This is a genomic window from Pseudomonas sp. PA27(2017) (assembly GCF_001945445.1).
Lineage (GTDB): Bacteria > Pseudomonadota > Gammaproteobacteria > Pseudomonadales > Pseudomonadaceae > Aquipseudomonas.
This window is the reverse complement of record NZ_MSXW01000012.1, coordinates 163770-189180: the sequence shown is the minus strand read 5'-3', so window position 1 is coordinate 189180 and position 25411 is coordinate 163770. Positions and strand designations below refer to the sequence as shown.

The following is a 25411-nucleotide window of genomic DNA, read 5'->3' as shown; positions in this document are numbered from 1 at the left end:
CTCCCACCAGAAGCGACCGAGAGAGTCATGCGGCATCGCGCTTGGCTCCGTTGCGGTGTGCTTCCACGCGCTCGATCAAGGCCTGGAGGATCGCCGCCGAGTCGCCGATCACCGCCATGTCGGCGCGCTTGATCATGTCGCATCCCGGATCCAGGTTGATCGCCACCACCTTGTCGCAGGCGCCAATGCCCTGCAGGTGCTGGATCGCCCCGGAAATGCCCACCGCCACGTAGACCCGCGCGGTAACCCAGGTGCCGGTGGCGCCGACCTGACGGGCCCGCGGCATGTGGCCGTCGTCCACCGCCACCCGTGAGGCGCCTTCGGTGGCGCCCAAGGCGACGGCGGCGCGGTGGAACAGGTCCCAGTCCTTCACGCCGTTACCACCGGAGAGGATGAATTCGGATTCGGCCATGGGAATCTGCGCCGGGTCGACGGCGACCGAGCCCAGGTCTTCGATGCGTGGCAGATTGCGCGGGACCTGCGCGGACAGCTCGACCTGGCGTGCTTCATGGCGGGTTTCGCTGACCGGCTCGGCGCACTCGGCGGCGGCCAGGATCAGCCGCGGCGCTGCCCGCGCGATATCTTCGCGACCGGCACCGGCGCGGCCCGTGCTCTGCCCATCCTTGACCTGCCAGACGCGGGTGGCCGGGCGCTCGCCCAGGCCGGAAGCCAGGCGGCGGCCCAGTTCGCCACCGCCAGTGCGGCTGTCCGGCAACAGCCAGTGGCGCGGACCGAACTGGTTCTCCACGGCGCGCAGCGCCAACACGCGCTGCTCGGGCGAGTAGCCGCTGTATTCGTCGCCTTCGAGTTGCAGCAGGCGATCGACCCCCGCGTTGTCGAAAGCGGATTCCTTGTGCTCGCCGAAAACCACGGCCAGCACGGCGCCATCCTTGCCGGCCAGTTGATGGGCGAGGCCGAGCAGATCCTTGTCGTGGCTGCTCAGGCGGCCACCGACCATGTCCGGTACCACGGCGATGATGAAGGCCGGCTGCTCGACCACATGCAGCGGCAGCTGTACCTGGGCGCTGCCGGTCTGGCGCTTGCCGCTGCCGCCCTGTTGGGCGCCACTGCGGTCGATGCGCTTGATGCCGGCCGGGCCAATAAAGCCGGCCGCTGCGGCGTGCGGGTTCTTGCGGACGATGCCGTTGGGGCCCATCCATTGGATCTGCTGGGGTTGCAGGGCAGCGTGCAGCGGATGCAGGCGGTTGCGGGCGATACGCTCGGCACGCGGGTCACGGCGGATGATGTCACTCATTCAGGCCACCTCCACGGCAGTGGGTTGCGCGACGGATTTCTTCTGCGGCACTTCGCTTTCGATCAACACCTCTGCCACCAGCTCGGCAATATCCTTGATCTGCGGGCGCGGTTCGACCACGCCTTCGAGCATCACGGTGCACTGTGGGCAGCCGACGGCGACCAGCTCGGCGCCGGTTTCCTTGATGTCTTCCATGCGCATGTCGGGAATCCGTTGCTTGCCGGGGATGTCGGTGATCGGCGCGCCGCCGCCACCACCGCAGCAGCGCGAGCGAAAGCCCGAGCGTTGCATCTCCTTGACTTCGATGCCGATGGCCTTGAGCACCGCCCGCGGCGCCTCGTACTCACCGTTGTAGCGGCCCAGATAGCACGGGTCGTGGTAGGTGACCGATCCGCCCTTGTGTTGGCCCAGGTTGAGGCTGCCGCGCTGCAGCAGGGTTTCAATGAAGGTGCTGTGGTGCATGACCTGGTAATTGCCGCCCAGGGCGCCGTATTCGTTCTTCAGCACATGGAAACTGTGCGGGTCGCAGGAGACGATGGTCTTGAAGCGGTACTGGTTCAGCGTGGCGATGTTGCGTTTGGCTAACTGCTGAAAGGTCGCTTCGTCGCCGAGTCGGCGGGCGACGTCACCACTGTCGCGCTCTTCCAGGCCGAGCACGGCGAAGTCGACGCCGGATGCCTTGAGGATCTTCACGAAGGCGCGCAGGGTGCGCTGGTTACGCATGTCGAAGGCGCCGTCGCCAACCCAGAACAGCACCTCGGCGCTGCCCTTGTCGGCCATCAACGGCAGGTTCAGGTCTGCCGCCCAGTTCAGCCGGCCACTGGGTGCGAAGCCGCCCGGGTTGTCGGTGGCGATGAGGTTTTCCAGCACCTCGGCGCCCTTGTTCGGGGTCGAGCCCTTTTCCAGAGTCAGATGACGACGCATGTCGACGATGGCATCGACGTGTTCGATCATCATCGGACACTCCTCGACGCAGGCACGGCAAGTGGTGCACGACCATAGCGTGTCGGCATCGACCAGGGCCTTGCCCTGCAGGGAGACGATCGGCTGGTGCGGGCCGCCACTGTGTTCACCAAGCGGCTTTCCTGGGTAGGGCGAGCCCGCGAATTTGGCGTCGCTGCCACCGGCCAGGCCGATGACCATGTCCTGAATCAGCTTCTTGGGGTTGAGCGGCTGGCCGGCGGCGAAGGCGGGACACATGGCTTCGCACTTGCCGCACTGCACGCAGGCGTCGAAACCGAGCAACTGGTTCCAGGTGAAGTCGGTGGGTTTTTCCACACCCAGCGGGGCTTTCGGGTCGTTCAGATCGAGCGCCTTCAGGCCGGTGGAGCGCCCACCACCGAAGCGTTCGCTGCGGCGGTGCCAGGCCAGGTGCAGAGCGCCTGCGAAGGCGTGCTTCATCGGCCCGCCCCAGGTCATGCCGAAGAACAGCTCGGAAACGCCCCAGGCCACGCCAACGGCGAGGATCGCCGCCAGTACCGAGCCGCCGAAGTCGGCGGGCAGAATCCCGGCCACCGGCAGGGTGGCGATGAAGAAGCTGCCAGCGAACATCTGCAGGCTTTTCGGCAGGCGCATCCACGGCCCTTTCGACAGGCGCGAGGGTGGGTCCAGGCGGCGCTTGGCGACGAACAGGGCACCGGTGAACATCAGCACCGTGGCAGCCAGCAGGGCGAAGCCGAGGATGCGGTTGTGCAGGCCGAAACCGTGCACGACGATGGCCAGCACGGCCGCCAGCACGAAGCCGCCAGCGGTGGCCACGTGGGTCTTGGACATGTACTTGTCGCGCTCGACCACGTGGTGCAGGTCCACCAGATAGCGCCGCGGCATCTTCAGCAGGCCGCCGATCCAGTCGACCTTGGCCGGGCGGCCGCGGCGCCACATGAAGAAGCGCCTGGCCGCGCCGATGACCGCGAGGGCCAGGGCGGCGAAGAGCAGAATGGGTAGAAGGGTGTTCAGCATCGGTCTGTCCTCACCGGACGAGATGTGGTGGGAGCGGGCCGGCCCGCAACCGGGCGCAGCCTTGGCGCAAATCAATCGCGGGCATGGACTAGGCGTCCCCGCCCGCTCCCACAAGGGCGTCGTTTAGATCAGAAGTCTTTGCACAGGCGCAGGGCGTCGTAGATCGCCGCGTGCACGTTGCGTTGGGCCACGCAGTCGCCGATACGGAACAGCAGGTAGCCGTCGCCCGCCTCGGACAGGCACGGCTGCGGCTTGATCGCAAACAGCGCCTCGACGTCGATCTGGCCCTTGTTGCGCGAGCCGTCCTTGAGCCCGTAGTACAGGCCCTCGTCCGGGCGCACGCCGTTCTCGATGACGATCTGGTCGACCACCCGCTCTTCCCGGGCGCCGGTGTATTCGTTCTCCAGCACCGCGACTTTCTTGTCGCCCTCGGCGTAGACCTTTTCCAGCATCATGTCGCCGGTCATGACCACTTCCTTGGGGTACATGCTGCGGTAGTAGGTCGGGAAGGTGGTGCCGCCCATGGCCACACCGGGCTTGATGTCGTCGGTGACGATCTCCACCTGGCTGCCTTTCTCGGCCAGGTAGTCGGCCGCCGACATGCCGGTGAATTCGCAGATGGTGTCGTACACCAGCACGTTCTTGCCGGGTTCGACCTTGCCGCTGAGGATGTCCCAGGCGCTGACCACCAGGCCTTCGGCCGCGCCCCAGTGTTCGTTCTGTTCGAGGAAGGCGTGGCCGCCGTTGGCCAGCACCACGATGTCCGGGCGCAGGTCGAGGATGGTCGCTTCATCGGCCGCCGTACCCAGGCGCAGGTCGACGCCGAGGCGGGCGATTTCCAGCTGATACCAGCGGGTGATGCCGGCGATCTGGTCGCGTTGCGGGGCGCGGGCGGCGATGCTGATCTGCCCGCCGAGGCTGTCCTGCTTCTCGAACAGAGTCACGTCGTGGCCACGCTCGGCAGCCACGCGGGCGGCTTCCATACCAGCCGGGCCGCCGCCGACGATCACCACCTTGCGCTTGGCGCCGGTGGTCTTCTCGATGATGTGCGGCACGCCCATGTATTCGCGGCTGGTCGCGGCGTTCTGGATGCACAGCACGTCCAGGCCCTGGTACTGGCGGTCGATGCAGTAGTTGGCGCCTACGCATTGCTTGATCTGGTCGATCTGGCCCATCTTGATCTTGGCGATCAGATGCGGGTCGGCCATGTGCGCGCGGGTCATGCCGACCATGTCGACGTAGCCGCCTTCGAGGATGCGCGTGGCCTGGTTCGGGTCCTTGATGTTCTGCGCGTGCAGCACCGGGACCTTGACCACTTCCTTGATGCCGGCCGCCAGGTGCAGGAACGGCTCCGGCGGGAAGCTCATGTTGGGAATGACGTTGGCCAGGGTGTTGTGGGTGTCGCAGCCCGAGCCGACCACGCCGATGAAGTCGAGCATGCCGGTGGCGTCGTAGTAGGCGGCGATCTGCTTCATGTCCTCGTGGGACAGGCCGTCGGGGTGGAATTCGTCACCGGTGATGCGCATGCCCACGCAGAAATCGTCGCCGACTTCGGCGCGCACCGCCTTGAGCACTTCCATGCCGAACTTCATGCGGCCTTCGAAGGTGCCACCCCATTCGTCGGTACGCTTGTTCACGCGTGGCGACCAGAACTGGTCGATCAGGTGCTGGTGCACGGCGGACAGCTCGACGCCGTCCAGGCCGCCTTCCTTGGCGCGGCGCGCAGCCTGGGCGTAGTTGCCGATGATGCGCCAGATTTCCTCGACCTCGATGGTCTTGCAAGTGGCGCGGTGTACCGGTTCACGGATGCCGGACGGCGACATCAGGGTCGGCCAGTGGAAGCCGTCCCAGCGCGAGCGGCGGCCCATGTGGGTAATCTGGATCATGATCTTGGCGCCGTGCTTGTGCATGGCGTCGGCGAGATTCTGGAAGTGCGGGATGATGCGGTCGGTGGCCAGGTTCACCGAACTCCACCACTGCTGCGGGCTGTCGATGGCCACGACCGAGGAGCCGCCGCAGATCGCCAGGCCGATGCCGCCCTTGGCCTTCTCTTCGTAGTATTTGACGTAACGCTCGGTGGTCATGCCGCCGTCGGTGGCGTACACCTCGGCGTGAGCCGTGCTGAGTACGCGGTTACGGATGGTCAGTTTGCCGATCTGGATCGGCTGGAACATTGCTTCGAAGGCCATGACCTTCTCCTCGATTCGACGGCTGCACTGCGTTCACGGTCAATGCGGGGTGGAGCGCCTAGCGAGTGGCGCGCCTGTTGTTATTCAGAGCGGGCGGGTGACGAACAGGCCATCGTCGTGGCCTTCTTCCGAGCCGCCATATTCCTGCACGGTGACGGTGCGCAGGCTGCTGCCCTTGGCGGACAGGATCTGGTCGATGGCGCCGGAGAACCAGCCGGTGAACATGTAGTCCACCTTGCGGCCGACCTTGCCGTACACGTACACGAAGGCCGAGTGCTTGAGCTTCACTTCAGCGTAGCCGGCGTCGATGTCCAGTTTCTGGATCTCGAACAGGCCCCAGCCGCGCTGCGACAGGCGCTTCATGTAGTGCTCGAACACCGCATCGCCCTGCAGGCCATGGCACTCGGCTTCCTTCTCGCACCAGTGCCAGGCGGACTTGTAGCCGGCCTTGTAGAGAATCTCGGCATACTTGTCGGCGCCGAGCACTTCCTCGATGCCGCGGTGGTTGTTGACGAAGAAATGCCGCGGCACGTACAGCATCGGCAGGGCATCGGTGGTCCATACGCCGGTTTCGTCGTCGACCTGAATGGGCATTTCGGGGGCGTGGGTGGCCATGTGTTGTTAACTCCAGAATTCGTTGTCTTGCATGTTTGAACGGTGCGGATGAATGCCTGTGGAGCCGTAGCGAGCACGCCGAGAGCAAGGAGACCCGCAGCGACAAGCGCGAGCAGTACGACTGTACGGCGAGCTTGTCGCGAGGACGCGACGCCGCTATCGGTGGGCGCAGTAGGCTGCGCAGGTATTCATCATTCGCCCCAGACGTCGGCGAGTACCCTTACCCAGTTCTCACCCATGATCTTGCGCACCACGCTTTCGGAGTGGCCGCGTTTGAGCAGGGTTTCGGTGAGGTTGGGGAATTCGCCGACGGTACGGATACCCAGCGGATTGATGATCTTGCCGAAGTTGGTCAGGCGACGGGCATAGCCCTTGTCGTGGGTCAGGTACTCGAAGAAGTCCTGGCCGTGACCCTGGGTGAAGTCGGTGCCGATGCCGATGGCGTCTTCACCGACGATGTTCATCACGTACTCGATGGCTTCGGCGTAGTCGTCGATGGTCGAGTCGATGCCCTTGGCCAGGAACGGCGCGAACATGGTCACGCCAACGAAGCCGCCGTGGTCGGCGATGAACTTCAGTTCCTCATCGGACTTGTTGCGCGGGTGCTCTTTCAGGCCCGAAGGCAGGCAATGCGAATAGGTGACCGGCTTTTTCGATTCGAGGATGACTTCCTCGGAGGTCTTCGAGCCGACGTGGGACAGGTCGCACATGATGCCCACCCGGTTCATCTCGGCGACGATCTCGCGACCGAAGCCGGACAGCCCGCCGTCACGCTCGTAACAGCCGGTGCCCACCAGGTTCTGGGTGTTGTAGCACATCTGCACGATGCCCACGCCGAGCTGCTTGAACACCTCGACGTAGCCGAGCTGGTCTTCGAATGCATGGGCATTCTGGAAACCGTAGATGATGCCGGTCTTGCCCAGCTCCTTGGCCTTGCGGATATCGGCGGTGGTGCGCACCGGCATCACCAGGTCGCCGTTCTCGCGGATCAGCTTGCTGCTGGCGGCGATGCTGTTGACGGTGGCCTGGAAGCCTTCCCATACCGACACGGTGCAGTTGGCCGCGGTCAGGCCGCCCTTGCGCATGTCTTCGAAGAGTTCACGGTTCCACTTGGCGATGATCAGACCGTCGATGACGATGCTGTCGGCGTGCAGTTCGGATGGGCTCATCAGGCGGCTCCCCTTGAATGAATGCACCAGATTCGCTGCTGGCGCTTTGTGGGCAGCATATGCCTCGACGCCAGGGCGACCCGATGCAAAAACGACGGGGGGATTGCCGAAAGCGTCAAGCCGGAGTCGCCGGTGGATAAGCCTCTTTGGGCAGGCCTGTTCCACGGTATGCAGCTACAAGGCATGAGCAGCCACTCAAACCAACCTGTGGGAGCCCCGACCTCGGGGCGAAACGATTGCAGCCTGACTGCCTATTTCGGCGGTGCCTGAGCGAATCGCCGCGAGGTCGCGGCTCCTACAGTGGATCGAATAACGGCCGCTTGCGCCACTTTGCAGCCCGTAGGATGCTTGCGACTTTTCACGGTCGTAGAGTGGGTGGGGCTGTTTCGTGCCGATCCTGCCGCGGGCTGACTGCAAACCGCGCGCGGTAGCGGCGGGCGAAGTAGGAGGCCGAGTCGAAGCCGCAGGCCAGGGCCACTTCCAGCACGCTGAGGTCGCTCTGACGCAGCAGTTGGCGGCCCTTGTCCAGGCGCAGGGCGAGGTAGAAGGTGACTGGCGTGGTGGCCAGGTGCGTGCGGAACAGCCGCTCCAGCTGGCGGGTGGTGATGCCTACGGAGTCGGCCAGTTGTTGCGGGCTGCGCGGCTCCTCGGTGCAGCGCTCCATTTCGGCGATCACTAATGCCAGCTTCTTGTCGTGGATGCCGTAGCGGCTGCTGACCTGCATGCGTTGGTGATCCAGCCGGGTGCGGATGCGGCCCAGCACGAATTGCTCGGACACGCGGATCGAGAGCGGCTCGCCATGGTCACGGCCGATCAGCCCGAGCATCAGGTCCAGGCTGCTGGTGCCCCCGGCACTGGTGATGCGCCGGCCATCGATCTCGAACAGCTCCTGGGTCGGTTGCAGCTGTGGATAACGTTCACGAAAGGCATCCAGCGCTTCCCAGTGCAGGGTAAATCGCTGCCGGGCATCCAGCAGCCCGGCCTCGGCGAGCACAAAGCTGCCGGTATCGATGGCGCCGAGCACCCGGCATTCGCGTTCGGCACGCCGCAAGCGGGCGGCCAGCTGCGGCCCGAAACCCGCCAGTGGCTCGAAGCCGGCTACCACGAAGAGGCTGGTGTCGGTCAGGTCGTCATCCAGAGCACCATCGACATTGAGCGACATGCCATTGCTGGCCGGCACGGCCTGTCCGTCGGCGCTGAGTAGCCGCCAGTGGTAATGGGGCGCGTGAAAACGGTTGGCGACCCGTAGCGGCTCGATGGCCGACATCAGGCCCATCATCGAAAAGCCGGGCAACAGTAGAAAGCAGAAGCGATCAGGCATTGGAGTACTCGCTGCGTAGAGCTCCATCTAACGGCAGCGTGACCCGATCTTCAAGTCGTTATGTTCTGGTTTTATGTCGATATGGTGCGAATTGCCAACCGAGTAACTGCGTAAGGTGGCGCCATCGGAATCCCGCTGTTCCGGTCACACGGTACTAAAAACCAGACTAAACCGTTGAGGAGCCCCGCTCATGAAAACGCTCACCGCGTTCGCAGCCTGCTGCGCCGTCACCCTGTTCAGTGCGCCCCTGCTGGCCGCCGAAGAGGCCAGTTGCAAGACCGTCCGCCTCGGCGCCGTCGGCTGGACCGATGTGGTCGCCACCACCGCCGTGGCCAACCAGTTGCTGCAAGGCCTGGGCTATGAAACCACCCAGACCCAGGCCTCGCAGCAGATCATCTTCGCCGGCATCCAGAAGGGCCAGGTCGATGCCTTTCTCGGCTACTGGAAGCCGATCATGGACGACAACATCAAGCCCTTCCTCGATGCTGGTGCCGTGAAGGTGGCCGACAAGCCGTCGCTGGACGATGCCGTGGCGGTACTCGCCGTGCCGACCTATGCGGCCGAGCAGGGCATCAAGACCCTTGCCGACATCGCCCGCTTCAAGGATCAGCTCGACGGCAAGATCTACGGCATCGAGGCCGGGTCGGGCGCCAACACCGCGATCCAGAAGATGATCGACAGCGATCAGTTCGGTCTTGGCGAGTTCAAGCTGGTCGAATCCAGCGAGGCTGGCATGCTCGCTGCCGTTGGCCGAGCGGTACGCAACGAGAAGCCGGTGGTGTTCTTCGGCTGGAAGCCGCACCCGATGAACCTGCAGATGCCGATCACCTACCTGTCCGGTACCGAGGACGTGTTCGGCCCCAACGACGGCGCCGCGACTGTGTCCACCGTGACTTCGCCGGACTACGCACAGCGCTGCGCCAACGCCAATCGCCTGCTCACCAGCCTGCGCTTCACCAGCGAGCAGGAGGCCGAACTGATGCAACCGATCATGGATCGCCAGGCGCCCGACAAGGTGGCGCGCGAGTGGATCGCGGCCAACCCCGAGGTGGTTGCCGGGTGGCTCGAAGGCGTGACCAGCCGCGACGGCAAGCCGGCCGCCCAGGCCCTGAAACTCAGCCAATAACCCAAGCCCTTGCTGTCACCGCGCACTGCGCGGGGGCGGCGTTCGTCCTCGATAAAGGAGCACGACCGTGAACCACGAAGTCATCATCACCTGCGCGGTCACCGGCGCCGGCGACACCATTGGCCGCCACCCGGCCATTCCCGTTACACCGAGGCAGATCGCCGAGGCCGCCATCGAGGCCGCCAAGGCCGGTGCCACCGTTGCTCATTGCCACGTGCGTGACCCGCACACCGGCAAGCCGAGCCGCGATGTGGCGTTGTATCGCGAGGTGGTCGAGCGCATTCGCGAGAGCGATACCGACGTGATCATCAACCTCACTGCCGGAATGGGCGGCGACCTGGAGATCGGTAAGGGCGAGCAGCCGCTGGCGTTCGGTGCCGGTACCGATCTGGTCGGGCCGCTGACCCGCCTGGCCCATATCGAGGAGCTGCGACCGGAAATCTGCACCCTGGATTGCGGCACGCTGAATTTCGGTGATGGCGATTTCATCTACGTTTCCACCCCGGCGCAGCTGCGCGCGGGCGCCAAGCGCATCACCGAACTGGGCGTGAAAGCCGAGCTGGAAATCTTTGACACCGGCCACCTGTGGTTCGCCAAACAGATGCTCAAGGAGGGCCTGCTGGAGGATCCGCTGATCCAGCTGTGCCTGGGCATCCCCTGGGGCGCGCCGGCCGATACCGCGACCATGAAGGCGATGGTCGACAACCTGCCGCCGGGCCTGACCTGGGCCGGCTTCGGTATCGGTCGCATGCAGATGCCGATGCTCGCCCAGGCCATGCTGCTGGGCGGCAACGTGCGCGTGGGGCTGGAAGACAACATCTGGCTGGACAAGGGCGTGCCGGCCAGCAATGGCTCGCTGGTGGAGCGGGCGGTGGAAATCATCGAGCGCCTCGGTGGCCGTGTGCTCAGCCCAGCCGAGGGCCGGGCGAAGATGAATCTGCAAGGCCGCTAGCCTGCGAACGGGAGCCTGACATGTCCTACGTTACCGATATCAAGATTTTCGCCGCCTTGGGCACTGGCGTGATCGGCGCCGGCTGGATCGCCCGCGCCCTGGCCCATGGCCTGGACGTGCACGCCTGGGACCCGGCGCCCGGTGCCGAAGCGGCCCTGCGCACGCGTATCGCCAATGCCTGGCCGGCGCTGGAAAAGCAGGGCCTGGCGCCGGGGGCGTCGGTGCAGCGCTTGCGCTTTTTCAGCGAGCTGGATGCTTGCGTGCGTGATGCCGATTTCATCCAGGAGAGCGCGCCCGAGCGGCTCGACCTCAAGCTCGCGATGCACGCGCGCATCAGCGCCGCGGCGCGGGCCGATGTGATCATCGGCTCCAGCACGTCGGGCCTGCTGCCCAGCGAGTTCTATGCCGAGGCGCAGCACCCGGAGCGCTGCGTGGTCGGTCACCCGTTCAACCCGGTGTACCTGTTGCCGCTGGTCGAAGTGGTTGGCGGTGAGCGTACTGCGCCCGAGGCGGTAGAAGCGGCCATCGTCGTCTACAGCGCGCTGGGCATGCGCCCGCTGCACGTGCGCAAGGAGGTGCCGGGCTTTATCGCCGATCGCCTGCTCGAAGCGCTGTGGCGCGAGGCGCTGCACCTGGTCAACGACGGCGTGGCGACCACCGGCGAGATCGACGACGCGATCCGCTTCGGCGCCGGGCTGCGCTGGTCGTTCATGGGCACCTTCCTGACCTACACCCTGGCGGGCGGCGACGCCGGCATGCGCCACTTCATGGCCCAGTTCGGCCCGGCGCTGAAGCTGCCCTGGACCTACCTGCAGGCGCCCGAGCTGACCGACCAGCTGATCGACGACGTGGTCGCCGGCACATCGGTCCAGCAGGGCCAGCGCAGCCTCGCCGAGCTGGAGCGCTACCGTGACGATTGCCTGCTGGCCGTGCTTGGCGCGATCCGCGAAACCAAGGCCCGCCACGGCTTCGCCTTCGAGGACTGAGCATGCTGCCGGTTACCTACACAACCGCGGTGCAGGCCGACTGGGTCGACTACAACGGCCACCTGCGCGACGCCTATTACCTGCTGATCTGCAGTTTTGCCACCGACGGGCTGATGGATCTCATCGGCCTCGACGAAGCGGGCAGGGCGCGTACTGGGCACACGCTCTATACGCTGGAGTGCCACCTCAACTTTCTGGCCGAGGTGAAGCTTGGCGTCGAGGTTCAGGTGCGCACCCAACTGCTCGGTCATGACCGCAAGCGCCTGCATGTCCATCACCTGCTCGAGCGCTGCGACGACGGGCAGATCGTGGCGGAAAGCGAACAGATGCTGATGAATATCGACACGGCCAATGGTCGTTCGGCGCCGTTCGATGGTGAGGTGGCTGAGCGAATTGCTGAGCTGGTCGAGGCGCAGCATGGAGCGCCGCGTTCTGTTTATGCCGGACGGGTGATCGGCTTGCCCTGAGCCTTCCTCGTGACGCAAAAAAGCCCCGCCAGGTTTAGCTGGCGGGGCTTTTTGTTCTCAGCCGCTTACTGCGTCTTCACATCCCGCAGATACGGCGCCGGCGCGGCGCCCAGGTTGCTGAGCATGCGCTCGCTGTACCAGTCGATGAAGTTGACCACGCCGAACTCGTAGGTTTTCGAGTACGGGCCGGGCTGGTAGGCGGTGGAGTTGATGCCGCGCTGGTTTTCCTCGGCCAGGCGACGGTCCTGGTCGTTGGTGGCGTCCCAGACTTCGCGCAGGCGGGCGATGTCGTAATCCTCGCCTTCCACGGCGTCCTTGCGCACCAGCCATTTGGTGGTGACCATGGTTTCCTGGGCACTGATCGGCCACACGGTGAACACGATCAGGTGGTCGCCCATGGCGTGGTTCCAGGAGTGCGGCAGGTGCAGGATGCGCATCGAGCCCAGGTCCGGGTTCTGGATGCGGCCCATCAGTTTCTTGCAGCCCTGCTTGCCGTCCATGGTCATGGACACGGTGCCCTTGAGCAGCGGCATGCGCACGATACGGTTACGCAGGCCGAAGCCGGCGTGCAGATACGGAATCTTCTCGGCTTCCCACTTGGCGGCGGATTCGGCCACGTGGTCCTTGAACGACTGGGTCGCGCGGGGATCGTTGGTGTCGTCCCATTCCAGTAGGGTGTTGAGCAGTTCCGGGTGCGAACCGTTGCAGTGGTAGCACTCGCGGTTGTTTTCCAGCACCAGCTTCCAGTTGGCCTTTTCCATCAGGGTGGTCTGCACCGCCACCTTGGCGTTCTCCATGTCGTACGGTTCCATGTAGTGCGCCAGGGTGGCGAGGAACTCGTCGATGGCCGGTGGGTTCTCGGCCAGGGAGATGAAGATGTAACCGCCGGCGGTCTTGCAGTTGACCGGCTTGAGGTTGTAGTCGGCCAGGTTGAAGTCGGCGCCCATTTCGGTGCCGGCGAACAGCAGGCGGCCATCCACTTCGTAGGTCCACTGGTGGTACGGGCAGACCAGCTTGGCGACCTTGCCCTTGTCGCTGGTGCACAGGCGCGAGCCGCGGTGGCGGCAGACGTTGTGGAAGGCATGCACGACGCCCTCGGCGCCGCGGATGACGATGATCGGGTTGTTGCCGATCTGCAGGGTCAGGTAGTTGCCCTTGGCTGGAATCTCGCAGGTCATGCCGGCGATCAGCCATTCCTTGTGGAAAATCTCCTGCATGTCGAGCTGGAACACCCGCTCGTCGTTGTAGAACGGCTGCGGCAGGGAAAAGGTGCGCTCGCGGTTCTGCAGCATTTCGGCTGCTGCGGCGCGGGCCGGTTCCAGCGGGTCGCCAAGGCTCAGATTAGAGGTGACGGTCATCGGGAAACTCCTCGTGGCGGACGCGCTGCGGCCGCTATGAAATAGGCTGTTGCGGTTGACGCAAGGTGGCGTCGCCTGGCCCGGATCGCCTGCCGAGTGGCGCATTGCTCAGGGGCTGCGGCGGACGCTCTTATCCTGTTCGGCTTGGGGGCGAGTGTGGAGCCCGGCGCGGCGCGAACCTTATCCATGGGCGACATGGCCGAATCATTTCCCGACTGGGTACGCCAGTGTCTACGGGGCAGGTCGCCGTTAGCATGCCGATGTCGCTGGCAGGTAAATGAGGCCCAGATGCGTTGCGCACAATCGCGGCAAAGAATGGGCCGGTGAGCGGCCTGCGTGCGCGAGAGAACCGACATGTCGAACGACTTCCTCTATCCCGTCACTACCCAGACCTGGAGCAACGGCCGCCACCTGGTGCGCTGCGTCAAGGTCATCCAGGAAACATGGGACGTCCGCACCTTCTGTTTCATGGCCGACCAACCCGTGCTGTTCTTCTTCAAGCCGGGGCAGTTCGTCACCCTGGAGCTGGAGATCGATGGCCAGCCGGTGATGCGCTCGTACACCATCTCCAGCTCGCCGTCGGTGCCTTACAGCTTCTCCATCACCATCAAGCGGGTGCCGGGCGGCAAGGTTTCCAACTGGTTGCACGACAACCTGTCCGAGGGCCAGGAGCTGGCGGTGCACGGCCCGGTCGGGCTGTTCAATGCCATCGACTTTCCGGCCGACAAGGTACTGTTCCTCAGCGGCGGGGTGGGCATTACCCCGGTGATGTCGATGGCGCGCTGGTTCTACGACACCAACGCCAACGTCGACATGGTGTTCGTGCACAGTGCCCGCTCGCCCAAGGACATCATCTATCAGCGCGAGCTGGAACACATGGCCGCGCGGATCGCCAACTTCAACCTGCACGTGATCTGCGAGAAACACGGCCTTGGCGAGTCCTGGTCGGGTTACCGGGGCTACCTCAACCAGCCGATGCTGGAGCTGATGGCCCCGGATTATCTGGAGCGGGAAATCTTCTGCTGCGGCCCGACGCCCTACATGAGCGCGGTCAAGCGTCTGCTCGAGGCCAAGGGCTTCGACATGAGCCGCTATCATGAGGAAGCCTTCGGCCCGGTGCCGGCCGAAGTGCGCCAGGAGGTCAAGGAACTGGCCGAGCTGGCCGCTGATGCTCCGGAGGTTCCGGCCGCAGAACGCAACCAGGTGGCCTTCACCAGCACCGGCAAGAGCATCCAGGTCGGCCCCGGCGAAACCGTGCACGCGGCGGCTGCCAAGCTCGGCCTGCATATCCCCAAGGCCTGCGGTATGGGCATCTGTGGTACCTGCAAAGTGCTTAAAACGGCGGGCGACGTGGACATGGAGCACAACGGCGGGATCACCGACGAGGACGTGGCCGAGGGTTACATCCTGTCCTGCTGCAGCGTGCCGCGTAACGACGTTAGCATCGATTACTGACCTGCTGATCAAAATATGATCACGCCGCTGCGTCGCCCGGATTACGGGCGCTGTGGCAGCTATCCAACAGTTTGTCCACAGCCCGGCGCACAGTAATTGTGTGAAAGGCGGGCGACATCTTTCGCTAACCCTTTATATCAGCGGCTCTTGAACGGATAGACGGCGAGCTATCCGCTCAAGAGCGCAGGCTTGAACAGCTTATCCACAGCGCTATTCACAGCGTTATGCAGCCCTGCACGGCGCGCTGCCTGAGCGTCGGCTTGATCGCCTGTATGTTTTTTGATCTTCTGGCTGGAGGCCCCTGTTCACGAGGCTTTCAGCCTGGTGGCGACAGCTTGTTCACAGCTTGATCCACGGAGTCTGGGGAAAATGGGCGGCGGGTTATTCACCCTGCTGCAGGATTCATGGCGCTGCTGCCTCAAAAATACTGGGCGCAGACGCTTGATCAAAAAACGTTCATCTCTCTCAATGCCGCACGGTTTGAGGCCTCCAGCCCATTCACTACAACTTATGCACAGAAGCGCGCACAGTTTCTGTGTGTAGATAAGTTGCCAAGGCGAAGTTGCCGATTATTTTTTGTTCGATTTGCTGTAGCCCTTTGATAGCAAGGATTTCATAACTTTTCCGACAGCTTATCCCCATTATCGTCCCCGGTTGCTGGGGATGGATGTCCACAAGAGATAAACGCACTTGGCTGGTGCTGTGGATTACTTGGCACCTAAAGGCACTGGTCAAAATGTGATCAGCTTTCTACAGGCCTTTAGTAGCAAGGCCTGAGGCCACATATGCACAGCTTGTGAAAGCGCTCCTGCACAACGATTGTGCGTAACCTGATTCACAACCTATTGAAATAGAACGTTTTTTGTACGATGGCCGGAAGCCCTCGTGAATGCTGGGCCGTAGCCATCTAGCGACAGTTTATGCACAGCGCTTTCCACGGAATCTGGGGATGTAGTCGAGCAGTGCTCACTGGTGTGCGAAGCATAGCGCGTGGCCATGTCTTGCCCATGCGGGATTTAGCAGCGGTTTTTGTGCTGGGTAGAACGGGTTATCCACAGTTAGGAAGTGATGCGGCGGGGCGTTGCGGAGGCTGTGGATGAGGGCCGGCGCGATGCCGGCCCAAAGCTTTGCTCAGGCGGCCATGACTTCGCGGATATCTGCAGCCAGCTGGCGCACTCGTGCTTCCTCGGTATCCCAGGAGCACATGAAGCGCGCGCCGCCGGCACCGATGAAGGTGTAGAAGCGCCAGCCGCGCGCGGTGAGGGCGGCGATGGCCGGTTCGGACATCTGCAGGAATACGCCATTGGCTTCGACCGGGAACATCAGGCTGACGCCGGGTACGTCTTCCACCAGCTTGGCGAGCAGCTGGGCGCAGTGATTGGCGTGGTTGGCGTAGCGCAGCCAGGCATCGTCCTGCAGGATGCCCACCCAGGGCGCCGACAGGTAGCGCATCTTCGAGGCCAGCTGGCCGGCCTGCTTGCAGCGGTAGTCGAAGTCCTCGGCCAGGCCCCGGTTGAAGAACAGGATCGCTTCGCCGACCGCCATGCCGTTCTTGGTGCCGCCGAAGCACAGTACGTCGACGCCGGCCTTCCAGGTCAATTCGGCCGGCGTACAGCCGAGAAACGCGCAGGCATTGGAGAAGCGCGCGCCGTCCATGTGCAGGTTCAGGCCCAGTTCGTCACAGGTCTGGCTGATCGCCTGGATTTCCTCGGGGCGGTAGACGGTGCCGACTTCGGTGGCTTGGGTCAGGGTGACCACCCGCGGTTTGGGGAAGTGGATGTCCTTGCGTTTGACGGCGATCTCGCGGATCGAGGCCGGCGTAAGCTTGCCCTGCTCGCTGCGCGCGGTGAGCAGTTTGGAGCCGTTGGAAAAGAACTCCGGCGCGCCGCACTCGTCGGTTTCGACGTGGGCGGTCTCCGAGCAGATCACGCTGTGGTAGCTCTGGCACAGGGAGGCGAGGGCCAGGGAATTGGCAGCGGTGCCGTTGAAGGCGAAGAACACGTCGCAGTCGGTTTCGAACAGGCTGCGAAAGTGGTCGGCGGCGCGGGCCGTCCAGTCGTCGTCACCGTAGGCGCGCTGATGGCCCTGGTTGGCCTCGGCCATGGCCTGCCAGGCTTCGGGGCAAATGCCGGAATAGTTGTCGCTGGCGAATTGCTGGGCGTTGTCGGGCATTGAGGAGTCCTTGTCTGCGTCGCCCCGTGCGGGCGTATGCCGGTACTGTATCCCGCCGCGCCGGTGCATAGAACTCGCTGGCGCGACATATTGTTCCGTTGGCCAGCCATGCTCAGGCGTGCCATTAATTGTGAACTCACGGGCGCCGATGGGCTCACAAAACAGAGAGTTCACTCAAGGACTCGCCGATCCCAAGCTACAGGAGCCCACCATGAGCTACCGTCATCTGATCGCACTGTTCGCACCGCTTGCCTTCGCCCTACCAGCCGTGGCCGCCGAGCCCTGGTCGCCGGAGGCCAAGTCGACCTTCGTTCAGGAGTGCGTGAAGGGCGCTCAGTCCGGCCACTCGCAGGAAAAGCTGACAGCCTTCTGTGATTGCGCAGCGACCAAGGTCAGCCAAGAGTTCAGCGAGGCGGAAATGGCCGAGATGAGCAAGCAAGTTCCGCCGGATGCGGCGCTGCAGAAGCGTCTGGTCACGGCCTCGAGCAGCTGCAACGAAAAGCTGCAATAAGCCTTGAGGGCGGCGTACGTTCTACGCCGCCCTTTTCGTTTGCGCCATGGCGCTGGCAACCTCTACCTTGATGCTTTATCCGTCAGCGTGATGGGCGTGCATGCCTTCTTCTTTCCCACACCATCCTTCCCCTAGCCGCGACGCGGCCCTCGATCTGATCAAATGGCTGGCGCTGCTGACCATGCTGATCGATCACCTGCGCCATGCCTGGCCCGAGCTGTATTTCCTCTATGTGCCTGGCCGCCTGGCCTTTCCATTGTTCTGCTTGGCCATCGCCGCCAACGTCGCACGGCCCACGGTGGGCAACGCTGGTGGTGTGACCGCCCGTTACCTAGGTTGGCTGTTGCTGTTCTCGCTGATCTCCGAATGGCCGTACCGGCTGCTGGTGCCGACCGCCGAATCGCTCAACGTGATGCCGACCCTGGTGCTCGGGCTGCTGATTGCCAATGCCGTGCAGCGGGCCGACATCCAGGCGCGCTGGCTGGGCGCCGGGGCATTGGCGACCGCTGTATTGGCTCACGAATGGCTGATGTTCGGCGTCTTTGGTGCGTTGTTGCCAGCGGCTTTCCTGCTGGCCCTGCGCGGGCCCCGTGGCGTGTGGCTGTTGCCTATGCTCGGCTGCCTGGCGGCCAATTACTGGGCGCCTTTCTATGCCGATGCGGCCCGTGGTGATCCCTTCGCATGGAGCGTGCTTGCCATGTGCCTGTTTGCGCCATTGCTGGGCCTGCTGCTATTGCGCCGCCAGCCGCCATTCTCGGTGCCGCCGGTCAGGCGCTGGGCTTACCTCTTCTATCCGGCGCATTTTCTCGTCTTGGTGGCGCTGCGCAGTCTCTAAACGGCTTGTTCGGGCATGCACAAATGCGACGCCTGGGCATGTCGCAAACGCAATCTCCCGTGGCGTACATAGGCATCTGGTTCTCGAGGGCGAGTCATACCATCGCTGCAACAAGACTCATATCGAGCAACCGAGCCAGATGCGGCGCTGCGAGGCGCCCCGGGGAGAAACGTGATGTTCAGCAAGCAAGATCAGATTCAAGGCTACGATGACGCCCTGCTCAGTGCCATGCAGGCCGAGGAGCGTCGTCAGGAACATCACATCGAGCTGATTGCCTCGGAGAACTACACCAGCAAGCGCGTGATGGAAGCCCAGGGCAGCGGCCTGACCAACAAGTACGCCGAAGGCTACCCGGGCAAGCGCTACTACGGCGGTTGCGAGCATGTGGACAAGGTCGAGGCGCTGGCCATCGAGCGCGCCAAGCAGCTGTTCGGTGCCGACTTCGCCAACGTGCAGCCGCACTCCGGTTCCTCCGCCAACTCGGCCGTCTACCTGGCGCTGCTGCAGCCCGGCGACACCATCCTGGGCATGAGCCTGGCCCATGGCGGCCACCTGACCCACGGCGCCAAGGTGTCGTCCTCTGGCAAGCTGTACAACGCCGTGCAGTACGGCATCGACACCGACACCGGTCTGATCGACTACGACGAAGTCGAGCGCCTGGCCGCCTTGCACAAGCCGAAGATGATCGTCGCCGGCTTTTCGGCCTATTCCAAGACCCTGGATTTCCCGCGCTTTCGCGCCATCGCCGACAAGGTCGGTGCCTTGCTCTTCGTGGACATGGCGCACGTGGCCGGGCTAGTCGCCGCCGGCCTGTACCCCAACCCGGTGCCGCTGGCTGACGTGGTCACCACCACCACCCACAAGACCCTGCGTGGCCCGCGTGGTGGGCTGATCCTCGCCAAGGCCAACGAAGAGATCGAGAAGAAGCTCAACGCCGCGGTGTTCCCCGGCGCCCAGGGCGGCCCGCTGATGCACGTGATCGCCGCCAAGGCCGTGTGCTTCAAGGAAGCGCTGGAGCCCGGCTTCAAGGACTACCAGGCCCAGGTGATCAAGAATGCCCAGGCCATGGCTGCGGTGTTCATCGAGCGCGGTTTCGACGTGGTCTCCGGTGGCACCGACAACCACCTGTTCCTGCTCTCGCTGATCAAGCAGGGCATCACCGGCAAGGACGCCGACGCCGCCCTGGGTCGCGCCGGCATCACGGTCAACAAGAACGCCGTGCCCAACGACCCGCAGTCGCCGTTCGTGACCTCGGGCCTGCGCATTGGTACGCCGGCGGTCACCACCCGCGGCTTCAAGGAAGCTCAGTGCCGTGAGCTGGCGGGCTGGATCGCCGACATCCTCGAGCACCTCGGCGACGCCGATGTCGAGGCCCAGGTGGCTGGCCTGGCGGCCGGTCTGTGCGCCGATTACCCGGTCTATCGCTAACGCATCGTCTTCACGTCGGAGCTGCCGCTTTGATGCCCTAGGACGCCGGAACCCATCGTCGATCGATGGGTTTCATACGTCCTGCGGTCCGGGTGTGCTCCTACAGCAAGCAGAATTCAGGAGTCCCTTATGCAGCGCTATTCCGGCTTCGGCCTGTTCAAGCACTCGTTCAGCCACCATGAAAACTGGCAGCGCATGTGGCGCAACCCGACCCCTAAGCCGGTTTACGACGTGGTCATCGTCGGCGGTGGCGGTCACGGCCTGGCCACCGCCTATTACCTAGCCAAGGAATTCGGCGTGAAGAACATCGCCGTGGTCGAGAAGGGCTGGCTGGGCGGTGGAAACACGGCGCGCAACACCACCATCGTGCGTTCCAACTACCTGTGGGACGAGTCGGCGCACCTATACGAGCACGCGATGAAGCTGTGGGAGGGCCTGTCCCAGGATCTCAACTACAACGTCATGTTCTCCCAGCGCGGCGTGTTCAACCTCGGCCACACCCTGCAGGACATGCGTGACATCGAGCGCCGCGTCAGCGCCAACCGCCTCAACGGTATCGATGGCGAAGTGGTCGATGCCAAGCAGGTGGCGGAGATGATTCCCTACCTCGATTGCTCGAAGAACACCCGTTACCCGGTCCTCGGTGCCTCGCTGCAGCGCCGCGGTGGCGTGGCCCGTCACGACGCCGTGGCCTGGGGCTTCGCCCGCGCTGCCGACGCCCTGGGCGTCGACCTGATCCAGCAGACCGAAGTGATCGGCTTTCGCAAGCAGGACGGCGCGGTGATCGGTGTGGAAACCAGCAAGGGCTTCATCGGCGCCAAGCGCGTCGGCGTGGTCGCCGCCGGTAACTCCGGGCACCTGGCCAAGCTCGCCGGCTTCCGCCTGCCGCTGGAGTCGCACCCGCTGCAGGCGCTGGTTTCCGAGCCGATCAAGCCGATCATCGACACGGTGATCATGTCCAACGCCGTGCACGGCTACATCAGCCAGTCCGACAAGGGCGACCTGGTCATCGGCGCCGGCATCGACGGCTACAACGGCTACGGCCAGCGCGGCTCCTACCCAACCATCGAGCACACCCTGCAGGCCATCGTCGAGATGTTCCCGGTGCTCTCGCGCGTGCGCATGAACCGTCAGTGGGGCGGCATCGTCGACACCACGCCGGACGCCTGCCCGATCATCGCCAAGACGCCGGTGAAGAACCTCTACTTCAACTGCGGCTGGGGCACTGGTGGCTTCAAGGCCACACCGGGCTCGGGCAACGTGTTCGCGGCCAGCCTGGCCAAGGGCGAGATGCATCCTCTGGCCAAGGCCTTCTCCATCGAGCGCTTCCACAATGGGGCGCTGATCGACGAGCACGGCGCAGCCGGCGTAGCCCACTGATTTTGGCGCCCTCTCTCGGCGAGAGGGGGACGATGGTTTTCTGGAGGTACCGAGCATGTTGCACATCTTCTGCCCTCACTGTGGCGAACTGCGTTCCGAAGAAGAATTCCACGCTGGTGGCCAGGCGCACATCGCCCGTCCACTGGACCCAAACGCCTGCACCGACGCGGAGTGGGGCGAGTACCTGTTCTTCCGCGACAACCCGCGTGGCATCCACCACGAGCTGTGGATTCACGCGGCGGGCTGCCGGCAGTACTTCAACGTCACCCGTCACACGGTGAGCTACGAGATTCTCGAGACCTACAAGATCGGCGAGCGCCCCAGCGTGACTGAGGCTGGCATCGCCGCGAAAAAGGCCGCTGACCAAGGAGTAACGGCATGAGCCAGGTCAATCGTCTTTCCCAGGGTGGCCGCATCGACCGCAGCCAGCCGCTGACCTTCAACTTCAACGGCCAGACCTACCAGGGTTACGCCGGCGACACCCTGGCCGCTGCGCTGCTTGCCAACGGCGTCGACGTCGTCGGCCGCAGCTTCAAGTACTCGCGCCCGCGCGGCATCGTCGCTGCCGGTGCCGAAGAGCCCAATGCCGTGCTGCAGATCGGCTCCACCGAGGCGGCGCAGATCCCCAACGTGCGTGCCACCCAGCAGGCGCTGTACGCCAACCTGAGCGCCACCAGCACCAACGGCTGGCCGAGCGTCAATACTGACCTGATGGGCATCCTCGGCAAGGTCGGCGGTGGCATGATGCCGCCCGGTTTCTACTACAAGACCTTCATGTACCCGCAGAACCTGTGGCTGACCTACGAGAAGTACATTCGCAAGGCCGCCGGTCTCGGTCGTTCGCCGAAAGAAAACGACCCCGACATCTACGACTACATGAACCAGCACTGCGACGTGCTGGTGGTCGGTTCCGGCCCCGCCGGCCTGGCCGCGGCCCTGGCTGCCGGCCGTAGCGGTGCGCGGGTGATCCTGGCCGACGAGCAGGAGGAGTTCGGCGGCAGCCTGCTCTCCACCCGCGAGATGCTCGACGACAAGCCCGCCGCCGAGTGGGCCGCCAAGGCCATCGCCGAACTGCGGGCCATGCCGGAAGTGACCCTGCTGCCACGCGCCACGGTCAACGGTTACCACGACCACAACTTCCTGACCATTCACCAGCGCCTCACCGACCACCTCGGCGAAGTCGCCCCCATGGGCCAGCCGCGTCAGCGCCTGCACCGGGTGCGTGCCGGTCGCGTGGTGCTGGCCACCGGCGCCCACGAGCGCCCGTTGGTGTATGGCAACAACGACGTGCCCGGCAACATGCTGGCCGACGCCGTGTCGACCTACGTGCGCCGCTACGGCGTGGCGCCCGGCCAGAAACTGGTGCTGTCGACCAACAACGATTACGCCTACCGCGTGGTGCTCGACTGGCTCGATGCCGGTCGCCAGGTGGTGGCCGTGGCGGACGCGCGCAGCAACCCGCGCGGCAGCTGGGTCGAGGAAGCGCGCCGGCGTGGCGTGCGGGTACTCACCGGCAGCGCCGTGGTCGAAGCGCGCGGCAGCAAGCGCGTCACTGGTGCGCGCATCTGCGCCATCGACGCCGCCAGGCACAAGGTCACCAGCCCCGGCGAGACCCTCGATTGCGACCTGATCGCCAGCTCCGGCGGCTACAGCCCAGTCGTGCACCTGGCGTCGCACCTGGGCGGCCGTCCGGTCTGGCGTGAAGACATCCTGGCCTTCGTACCGGGTGAGGGCTTCCAGAAGCGTCATTGCGCCGGTGCCGTGAATGGCGTGTTCGGCATGGGCGACAGCCTGGCCGACGGTTTCGAAGCCGGTGCCAAGGCCGCCGCGGAAGTGGGCTTCCAGCCCGTTACCGGTACCCTGCCAAAGGCCGAGAAGCGTATCGAGGAAGCCACCATCGCGCTGTTCCAGGTGCCGCACGACAAGAACACCGCGCGGGCGCCGAAGCAGTTCGTCGACCAGCAGAACGACGTCACCGCCGCCGGCATCGAGCTGGCCACCCGCGAGGGCTTCGAGTCGGTCGAGCACGTCAAACGCTACACCGCGCTGGGTTTCGGCACCGACCAGGGCAAGCTGGGCAACATCAACGGCCTGGCCATCGCCGCCCGTTCGCTGGGCATCGGCATCGGTGAAATGGGCACCACCATGTTCCGCCCGAATTACACCCCGGTGACCTTCGGCGCCATCGCCGGCCGTCATTGCGGCGAGCTGTTCGAGCCCAAACGTTATACCGCTCTGCAGAAATGGCACCTGCAGCAGGGCGCCGAGTTCGAGGACGTCGGCCAGTGGAAACGCCCCTGGTACTTCCCGAAGAACGGTGAAGACATGCATGCCGCCGTAGCCCGTGAATGCCTGGCCGTGCGCAATGCTGTGGGCATTCTCGATGCCTCGACCCTGGGCAAGATCGACATCCAGGGCCCGGATGCCCGCGAATTCCTCAACCGCGTGTACACCAACGCCTGGACCAAGCTGGACGTGGGCAAGGCCCGCTACGGCCTGATGTGCAAGGAAGACGGCATGGTATTCGACGACGGCGTCACCGCCTGTCTGGCCGACAACCATTTCGTCATGACCACCACCACCGGCGGCGCTGCCCGCGTGATGGAGTGGCTGGAAATCTATCATCAGACCGAATGGCCGGAGCTGAAGGTGTACTTCACCTCGGTCACCGACCACTGGGCGACCCTGACCCTGTCCGGCCCCAACAGCCGCAAGCTCTTGGCCGAAGTCACCGATATCGATCTGGACAAGGACGCCTTCCCGTTCATGACCTGGAAGGAAGGCAAGGTCGCTGGCGTACCGGCTCGCGTGTTCCGCATCTCCTTCACCGGTGAGCTGAGCTACGAAGTCAACGTGCAGGCCGATTACGCTCTGGGCGTTCTCGAGCAGATCGCCGAGGCCGGCAAGAAGCACGGCCTGACGCCTTACGGCACCGAGACCATGCACGTGTTGCGCGCCGAGAAGGGCTTCATCATCGTCGGCCAGGACACCGACGGTTCGGTCACCCCGGACGACCTGGGCATGGGCTGGTGCGTCGGTCGCACCAAGCCGTTCTCCTGGATCGGCTGGCGCGGCATGAACCGCGAGGACTGCCTGAAGGAAAACCGCAAGCAGCTGATCGGCCTCAAGCCGGTGGATCCGAACAAGGTGCTGCCGGAAGGCGCCCAGCTGGTGTTCGATCCCAAGCAGTCGATTCCGATGACCATGGTCGGTCACGTCACGTCCAGCTACATGAGCGCCGCGATGGGCCATTCCTTCGCCATGGCCCTGGTCAGGGGCGGCCTCAAGCGCATCGGCGAGCGCGTGTTCGCACCGCTGGTCGATGGCAGCGTGATCGAAGCCGAAATCGTCAGCCCCGTGTTCTATGACCCGAAAGGGGACCGCCAGAATGTCTAACGTCAATGTTTACGAGCAACGCCCCGCCGACATCGCCGGGCAATCGCCGCTGCACCACGCCGGCTTGCACGAGCTGGCCGGCAAGGGCCGCACCGGCGCTGGGGTGACGCTGCGCGAGAAGAAACTGCTGGGCCACCTGGTGCTGCGTGGCGATGCCGACGACGCCAACTTCGCCGGCGGCGTGCACAAGGCCCTGGGCCTGGAGCTACCAGGCGCCCTGATGCTGGTAGCCAGCGGCGACACCTCGCTGCAGTGGCTGGGCCCGGATGAATGGCTGCTGATCGTGCCTGGCGGCAGCGAGCTCGAGGTCGAGCGCAAGCTGCGCGAGGCTCTCGACGGCCAGCACATCTCGGTGGTCAACGTCAGCGGTGGGCAAACCCTGCTGGAGCTGTCCGGGCCGAAGGTGCGCGAACTGCTGATGAAGTCCAGCAGCTACGACGTGCACCCGAACAACTTCCCGGTGGGCAAGGCCGTGGGCACGGTGTTCGCCAAATCCCAACTGGTGATTCGCCACACCGGCGAAGACACCTGGGAGCTGCTGATCCGCCGCAGTTTCTCCGACTACTTCTGGCTGTGGCTGCAGGATGCCAGCGCCGAGTACGGGTTGGCCGTGGAGGCTTGAGGACATTGGAACCGTAGGGTGGACGACGCTTTTTTCGTCCACCTTGGGATCGCAACGGTGGATGGGTCGGGCCGCGTAGGTGAAGCGTCATCCACCCTACGTGACTGTGGGGGCATGCCCGCTCCCACATTACCGAGTACAGACCGTCGCTCCTGCTTTAGCTTCACCACTCCCAAAGGCTGCGCACAGGTGCAGCCAACGACGCTCCAGATCGT

The 25411-nt window shown here is 64.4% G+C and carries 20 protein-coding genes; 12 read left to right on the top strand and 8 right to left on the bottom strand.

Going from position 1 to position 25411, the window contains the following annotated elements; translation table 11 throughout:
• Nucleotides 1-25: 25 nt before the first annotated feature.
• The 6 genes from BVH06_RS06155 to BVH06_RS06130 form a co-directional block, all read right to left on the bottom strand.
• Entirely contained in the window at nucleotides 26-1255 is a 1230-nt protein-coding gene (locus tag BVH06_RS06155) for an electron transfer flavoprotein subunit alpha/FixB family protein (protein WP_075933540.1), read from the bottom strand.
• On the bottom strand, nucleotides 1256-3214 hold the full coding sequence (dgcB, locus tag BVH06_RS06150) for a dimethylglycine demethylation protein DgcB (protein ID WP_075933539.1): 1959 nt from the start codon (nucleotides 3212-3214) through the stop codon (nucleotides 1256-1258).
• A gap of 128 nt (nucleotides 3215-3342) precedes the next feature.
• The gene (gene dgcA, locus BVH06_RS06145; protein WP_075933538.1) at nucleotides 3343-5403 is read right to left on the bottom strand and encodes a dimethylglycine demethylation protein DgcA; all 2061 of its coding nucleotides are present in this window, start codon (nucleotides 5401-5403) and stop codon (nucleotides 3343-3345) included.
• Between the two features lie 84 nt (nucleotides 5404-5487).
• A complete protein-coding gene (locus BVH06_RS06140; protein ID WP_075933537.1) occupies nucleotides 5488-6018 on the bottom strand; it encodes a DUF5943 domain-containing protein in 531 nt (176 codons plus the stop codon).
• Nucleotides 6019-6209: 191 nt separating this feature from the next.
• Nucleotides 6210-7187, bottom strand: coding sequence for a dipeptidase (locus BVH06_RS06135; protein ID WP_075933536.1), 978 nt, complete (start codon nucleotides 7185-7187; stop codon nucleotides 6210-6212).
• Nucleotides 7188-7545: 358 nt separating this feature from the next.
• Complete coding sequence (locus BVH06_RS06130; protein ID WP_075929745.1) at nucleotides 7546-8508, bottom strand: GlxA family transcriptional regulator; 963 nt, start codon at nucleotides 8506-8508, stop codon at nucleotides 7546-7548.
• Nucleotides 8509-8698: 190 nt separating this feature from the next.
• On the opposite strand from BVH06_RS06130, the gene choX reads away from it, so the two are divergent.
• From choX to BVH06_RS06110, 4 genes are all read left to right on the top strand, one after another.
• Nucleotides 8699-9634 (top strand): choline ABC transporter substrate-binding protein, encoded by a 936-nt coding sequence (gene choX / locus BVH06_RS06125; RefSeq protein ID WP_075933535.1) that lies wholly within the window; start codon nucleotides 8699-8701, stop codon nucleotides 9632-9634.
• A gap of 67 nt (nucleotides 9635-9701) precedes the next feature.
• Nucleotides 9702-10586: a 3-keto-5-aminohexanoate cleavage protein gene (locus tag BVH06_RS06120; RefSeq protein ID WP_075933534.1), complete on the top strand. Its 885-nt coding sequence runs from the start codon at nucleotides 9702-9704 to the stop codon at nucleotides 10584-10586.
• A gap of 20 nt (nucleotides 10587-10606) precedes the next feature.
• Nucleotides 10607-11572 carry an L-carnitine dehydrogenase gene (locus BVH06_RS06115; RefSeq protein WP_075933533.1) on the top strand — a complete coding sequence of 322 codons (966 nt, stop codon included), beginning with the start codon at nucleotides 10607-10609 and terminating at the stop codon, nucleotides 11570-11572.
• A gap of 2 nt (nucleotides 11573-11574) precedes the next feature.
• Nucleotides 11575-12039, top strand: coding sequence for a thioesterase family protein (locus BVH06_RS06110; protein ID WP_075933532.1), 465 nt, complete (start codon nucleotides 11575-11577; stop codon nucleotides 12037-12039).
• A 65-nt stretch (nucleotides 12040-12104) separates the two neighbouring features.
• On the opposite strand, the gene gbcA is transcribed toward BVH06_RS06110, so the two are convergent.
• Nucleotides 12105-13397, bottom strand: coding sequence for a glycine-betaine demethylase subunit GbcA (gbcA, locus tag BVH06_RS06105; RefSeq protein ID WP_075933531.1), 1293 nt, complete (start codon nucleotides 13395-13397; stop codon nucleotides 12105-12107).
• Between the two features lie 354 nt (nucleotides 13398-13751).
• On the opposite strand from gbcA, the gene gbcB reads away from it, so the two are divergent.
• Nucleotides 13752-14852, top strand: coding sequence for a glycine-betaine demethylase subunit GbcB (gene gbcB, locus BVH06_RS06100; protein WP_075929737.1), 1101 nt, complete (start codon nucleotides 13752-13754; stop codon nucleotides 14850-14852).
• Nucleotides 14853-15983: 1131 nt separating this feature from the next.
• Here the strand turns inward: gbcB and BVH06_RS06095 are convergent.
• Nucleotides 15984-17024 (bottom strand): low specificity L-threonine aldolase, encoded by a 1041-nt coding sequence (locus tag BVH06_RS06095; protein WP_075933530.1) that lies wholly within the window; start codon nucleotides 17022-17024, stop codon nucleotides 15984-15986.
• Nucleotides 17025-17235: 211 nt separating this feature from the next.
• On the opposite strand from BVH06_RS06095, the gene BVH06_RS06090 reads away from it, so the two are divergent.
• From BVH06_RS06090 to BVH06_RS06060, 7 genes are all read left to right on the top strand, one after another.
• Nucleotides 17236-17535 (top strand): hypothetical protein, encoded by a 300-nt coding sequence (locus BVH06_RS06090; protein WP_075929735.1) that lies wholly within the window; start codon nucleotides 17236-17238, stop codon nucleotides 17533-17535.
• A gap of 100 nt (nucleotides 17536-17635) precedes the next feature.
• On the top strand, nucleotides 17636-18370 hold the full coding sequence (locus BVH06_RS06085; RefSeq protein WP_075933529.1) for a TraX family protein: 735 nt from the start codon (nucleotides 17636-17638) through the stop codon (nucleotides 18368-18370).
• A gap of 174 nt (nucleotides 18371-18544) precedes the next feature.
• Nucleotides 18545-19798: a serine hydroxymethyltransferase gene (glyA, locus tag BVH06_RS06080; RefSeq protein ID WP_075929733.1), complete on the top strand. Its 1254-nt coding sequence runs from the start codon at nucleotides 18545-18547 to the stop codon at nucleotides 19796-19798.
• A gap of 129 nt (nucleotides 19799-19927) precedes the next feature.
• Nucleotides 19928-21178 carry a sarcosine oxidase subunit beta family protein gene (locus BVH06_RS06075; protein ID WP_075933528.1) on the top strand — a complete coding sequence of 417 codons (1251 nt, stop codon included), beginning with the start codon at nucleotides 19928-19930 and terminating at the stop codon, nucleotides 21176-21178.
• 55 nt (nucleotides 21179-21233) lie between these two features.
• Entirely contained in the window at nucleotides 21234-21560 is a 327-nt protein-coding gene (locus tag BVH06_RS06070) for a sarcosine oxidase subunit delta (RefSeq protein ID WP_075933527.1), read from the top strand.
• The gene (locus tag BVH06_RS06065) at nucleotides 21557-24574 is read left to right on the top strand and encodes a sarcosine oxidase subunit alpha (RefSeq protein WP_075933526.1); all 3018 of its coding nucleotides are present in this window, start codon (nucleotides 21557-21559) and stop codon (nucleotides 24572-24574) included. The genes BVH06_RS06070 and BVH06_RS06065 overlap by 4 nt, the downstream gene beginning before the upstream one ends.
• Complete coding sequence (locus BVH06_RS06060; RefSeq protein ID WP_075929730.1) at nucleotides 24567-25196, top strand: sarcosine oxidase subunit gamma; 630 nt, start codon at nucleotides 24567-24569, stop codon at nucleotides 25194-25196. Before BVH06_RS06065 ends, BVH06_RS06060 begins: the two co-directional genes overlap by 8 nt.
• Nucleotides 25197-25411: the final 215 nt, after the last annotated feature.